Consider the following 4,374-nt stretch of genomic DNA (forward strand, 5'->3'; position numbering starts at 1 on the left):
ACACGGCGGCGGCGGCGATCGTGCGCACCGTGCTGGCGCTTGGCGAAAGCCTGCGCATGCCGGTGCTCGCCGAAGGTATCGAGACCGAGGCGCAATGGGATTTTCTGGCGCGCGAGGGCTGCGCCAAGGGTCAGGGCTATCTGTTCGCAAGGCCGGTGGCGGTCACGCAATTGCCGACGGCGATCGCCGCCGCCGCGCATTTCGAGCGCGCCGAAGCTCTGCTCTCCGAACAGGATGCGGCGACCGTCGCAGCCTAGTCCGGTCCCCTTCTCGTTCTCACCTTCTCGAACCGCCACTTCGCGGGAAGATCGCGATGTCCGTTTCTGAAGGCGAAGCGGACGCTTCCGCGTTTTCCCAAAATGCGAGAAAGCAGTTAGCGGCCATCGTGCGCGCTCGCTTTGGGTCTCGACACAGATCCACGAAGTCCGCCCTCAAACCGGATCATATCCGTAGTCGCATTGGCGTTCTCCCCTCAAGGACATCTACGCTCCCTGACTTGGCCGCCAAGCGCAGCCCAACGCCTTTGGCGGCGGCTTCGCTGCCGAACCCGTACTTCTACGGATAATTGCATCAAAAATGACTCGCAACCGTCATGTGTCCGGCGCATGATGGAACCGGAATGCCGCGTCCGTTCCGGAGCATCGCCCATGGATGAGTACATCGCGCGCGCCAACATCGACCATTATCTCGACCTCTTGCACAACGCTGACATCCCAAGCCAGAACCGAGCGATGATCAACAAGCTTCTCCTCGAGGAAGAGGACAAGCTGGGCCAGAGTCTGGCGCAATTAGAGTTCGCTGATGCCAAAGCAGCAGTCTGTCGGGCTCGCGCAGACCGGCAGAGGCGACTGATGGATTCTTTCGAACCCGGCACGGATGATTGGGTGACGGCCGAACGGCTGCTCGTCAACTTCGAGTCGCTTGCGCAGTTCGTTGAGGGCTACTGTCATCAGATGCGCAGGCGGGTGGCCGGCAATAGGATTTAGAAAAAATACCAGTGGCGATGTCTGCATCTGGGTGTTGAGCAGACGCGAGCTGGCCAAGGTCGGCTTCGGCTTCTGAGAACAACGCGACATGGCGGCGCCTGAATTGGCGGCTCGAGCGCCCTCCTTCGACCTGGCATCTCAGCCAGACCATGTGCTTTGGTGAGCTTCGCGGTGCCCGCGGCCGGATTCTTCTCTCATCGGGAATTTTCCAGATCATGTGTAGGCCACTAAACGCGTTGCGGTGGTTGTTCGGATGGTGCGCAACATTGCTTTGGCTTCAGGCGGCGACTGCCGCCGAGCCCGCACCAGTCTGGCGTGCCGACCTCACCGACATCCGCCAACTCGCCGGCATGATCCCGGGCCCGCGGCCGCTCCGCATCAACGTGATCAAGGTCGCCGAAAGCCGGCGCACCAAGAATTTCGCGGTCAAGGGTCTGCCGGCCGAGCCGAGCGTCCAGGCGCGCACCGCCTATCAGATCGTCTATGCCGACGGGACGGTCATGGTCGACACCGGCATGGACCTTGCGACCCACAAGTTCTTCGGCCGCGGTGCGGACGAGCCGTATTTTCCGGAAGCCGAGGCGCGCGTGGCGCAGGCTTTGGACAAGGCCAAAGCCATCATCGTCACCCACGAGCATGGCGACCATATCGGCGGACTGATCCGCAGCGCGCATTTTGCCGAGCTGGCGCCGAAGACGGTGTTGACGCGCGCCCAACTGGACACGCTGATCAATGCGCCGCAAATGCCGGAGTTACGGCCGACGGCGGAGATGGCCGCGCGCCTGCGCGTGATCGACTACGACGGCACTTTTGCTTTCGCGCCGGGCATCGTGCTGATCAAGGCGCCCGGCCACACGCCGGGCTCGCAGGTGGTCTATGTCGCCCTGCAATCGGGCAAGGAGCTGTTGTTGGCCGGGGACGTCGCCTGGCACATGGATGCGGTGCGATTGAACCGGCCGAAGGATGCGCCGTGGATCAAGGAGCCGAGCGAACTGATGGCCGCCGAGCTTGACTGGCTTAACCGCCTCGACAGCACTGAGAACAATCTCGCGATCGTGATCAGCCATGACGAAGAGCAACGCCGCGCCTACATCGGGCAAGGCGTGCTCGGCGACGGCTTCGAGTGAGGAAAGCTTTGGCGCTCCAGCTTCGACTCTGAGGATTCGAGCGTGATGAGCAGCATCAGGGGCCGTATCAGCTATCTCTTCAATGCTCGCCCGGTGGTTGCGAAGGACTGATCGAGCGCAAATATCGGACAACGAAAATCGAGCACTTCGGCCCCTTGATCTGGATCAAGGGAGAAATCCGCAAAATGTCGTACGCAGACTCCACAGATATGCGGGAGGATGTCGTGAAAAGGATGAGCATGTTTGGGGCAGCGCTAGTGGGAGCAGCGATGTTGTCCGCCGCCCCAATTTCGGTCCAGTGGTCGCAAGAGAAGAGCTTGTCGGTATCGTTGGACAATGCGTATGCCCGTGTGGGAAGACCGCTGACTGCAACAAGCGTCGCCGGCGTCGCGCGCAGAACGACACGCCGGGCGGTTCGCCGCTGCGCGGCTGGCGTCACCTGCTACTAGGGTTCGGATCGAACTGTTCGCCGAGGCTGCCCGTTTATCCGCGCGGCAGAGGCGCACAGGAACGTTGGCAGCAGCGGTAAACAAACGCGAGCTGCGGGCCACGAGTTTGCGTCCTGCGTTCGGCCTCATGTTTGAGAGTCGAATGCGGGGGCCGAGCGACAAACGGGAGCGCGCAGATGCCTATCGCGCGGTATTTTTTTTGGGTCGGCACGGTGCTACTCGCGTTACTCTTCATCGTAGATGCATGCCTTCCCAATTTGCCTGTAAGCAGGTTGAACGGCACACCTGATCGCGTCATTCGCATTTCTTCCGAGCGGAAATGGCCCGAGCGCATCGTCTTCGACACCAGCGCTCCAATGCCGCGGGTGACTGCCACCGCAAGCCCGGTGCAAGTCAACCCGGCGCAAGAGACAGCCGCCGTCATTCCGGACCGCGCACGCGAGGCGCTGGCACAGTTGCAAATACCCGACGCGCCCCAGATGCAGATGGACAGGCCCAAGAAGCAGGAAGAGAAGCAGGAAGCCCGACGCTGGCAAAAATTTGCCAAGAAACACGTTGCAAGGCCGCCGCTTCGGATCGCCCGCCATTCGCAATATGCCTGGTTCGGCGGCCGCATGTGGTGGTGAGAGCCACGTCTTGGGCAGCGTGGGAACGAAAAGCCGGGCTCGCGCCAACCCGGGCGCGGCTATGCACGCCCGAGCGGCCGATCTCATGCGCCGGTTGGCTTACTGCGAGAGTTTGACGAACTTCGGAAACTCAAGCTTGCCTTCGGCGATCTTGGCCGGCCAGACCGCAACCTGCTTGGCGTTCTGCCACTGGAACACCAGCCCCGTGACATAGCCCGGACCGGACTTGATGCCATGGGTGAACTCGTCATCCTTGCCGTAGAACTCGATGTTGCCGATGGTGCCCTCGAATTTGGTCTTTTCCATCTCCGCGACCATCTTGTCCGGATCGGTCGAGCCGGCGCGCTTGATCGCTTCGGTGATGATGTAGACCTCGTCATAGGCGGTGTAGCCGGTATAGGCCGGGGTGGTGCCGAACTTGGCCTTGAAGGCCTGCGCGAACGGTTTGGTCTTCGGGGTCACCGCGACGTCGGCGGTTGCGACCGCAAGCGTGGGGATGCCGTCGGCGGCGCCGTTGGTGTCGTTCCAGAACGTCGGGCTGAAGGCCTGCGCCGAGATGCCGAACATCGCGATCGGCACCTGCTGGTTCTTCCACTGCACCGTCGGCTGCACGCCCACATGAGAGATGCCGGTGACGATCACGTCGGGCTTCTTGCCCTCGATATTGTTGAAGATCGGCGTGAAGTCGGTGGTGTCGGGCGAGAAGCGGATGTGCTCGACCACTTTCAATCCGGCTTTCGGCAGGCAGGCCTCGTAGCCGACGTCGAGCGGCTTGGTCCAGGCGGCGTCCTCGCTCATGATGGCGACGTTCTTGAGCTTGAGGTTGTCGACCAGGAGATCCTTGGCGGCGTCGCAGACCAGCTGGGCCTGCGCGGCCGAGGTCAGATAGCCGTGGAAGGTGTATTTGTTCTTTTCGTAATCATTGTGGATCGCCTTGGTGATCTCGTTCGAGGCGGCGCCCGGCGTGATCAGCGGCATCTTCAGGCGCGCCGCCCAGGGCTCGAGCGCCAGCACCACTTCGCTGATATAGCTGGCGATAACGGCCGAGACCTTGTCCTCGCTGACCGCGCGCTGAAAGGCGCGCACCGAATCCGCCGACGAACTCTTGTTGTCATAGGTCACGATCTCGATCTTGCGCCCGAGCACGCCGCCCTTGGCGTTGATCTCGTCAGCGGCGATCTGCGCG

At 62.0% G+C, this 4,374-nt stretch carries 5 protein-coding genes; 4 read left to right on the forward strand and 1 reads right to left on the reverse strand.

Annotation, left to right across the window (positions count from 1 at the left end; translation table 11 throughout):
- The 4 genes from VFL62_RS17625 to VFL62_RS17640 all read left to right on the forward strand — a co-directional run.
- A partial coding sequence (locus tag VFL62_RS17625; protein ID WP_325173665.1) for an EAL domain-containing protein occupies positions 1-257 on the forward strand: 257 nt, incomplete at its 5' end.
- Positions 258-647: 390 nt separating this feature from the next.
- Entirely contained in the window at positions 648-986 is a 339-nt protein-coding gene (locus VFL62_RS17630; RefSeq protein WP_325173666.1) for a hypothetical protein, read from the forward strand.
- A 266-nt stretch (positions 987-1,252) separates the two neighbouring features.
- Positions 1,253-2,113 carry an MBL fold metallo-hydrolase gene (locus VFL62_RS17635; protein ID WP_325173667.1) on the forward strand — a complete coding sequence of 287 codons (861 nt, stop codon included), beginning with the start codon at positions 1,253-1,255 and terminating at the stop codon, positions 2,111-2,113.
- 721 nt (positions 2,114-2,834) lie between these two features.
- Positions 2,835-3,188, forward strand: coding sequence for a hypothetical protein (locus VFL62_RS17640; protein ID WP_325173668.1), 354 nt, complete (start codon positions 2,835-2,837; stop codon positions 3,186-3,188).
- A gap of 99 nt (positions 3,189-3,287) precedes the next feature.
- Here VFL62_RS17640 and VFL62_RS17645 read toward each other — a convergent pair.
- The coding region (locus VFL62_RS17645; RefSeq protein WP_325173669.1) for an ABC transporter substrate-binding protein at positions 3,288-4,374 on the reverse strand (1,087 nt) is incomplete at its 5' end.

This window comes from Bradyrhizobium sp. (assembly GCF_035701725.1).
Taxonomy (GTDB): domain Bacteria; phylum Pseudomonadota; class Alphaproteobacteria; order Rhizobiales; family Xanthobacteraceae; genus Bradyrhizobium.

Excerpts from the sequence above, each read along its gene's own strand:
- VFL62_RS17630 (WP_325173666.1), top strand. The coding sequence starts at position 648 with ATGGATGAGTACATCGCGCGCGCCAACATCGACCATTATCTCGACCTC.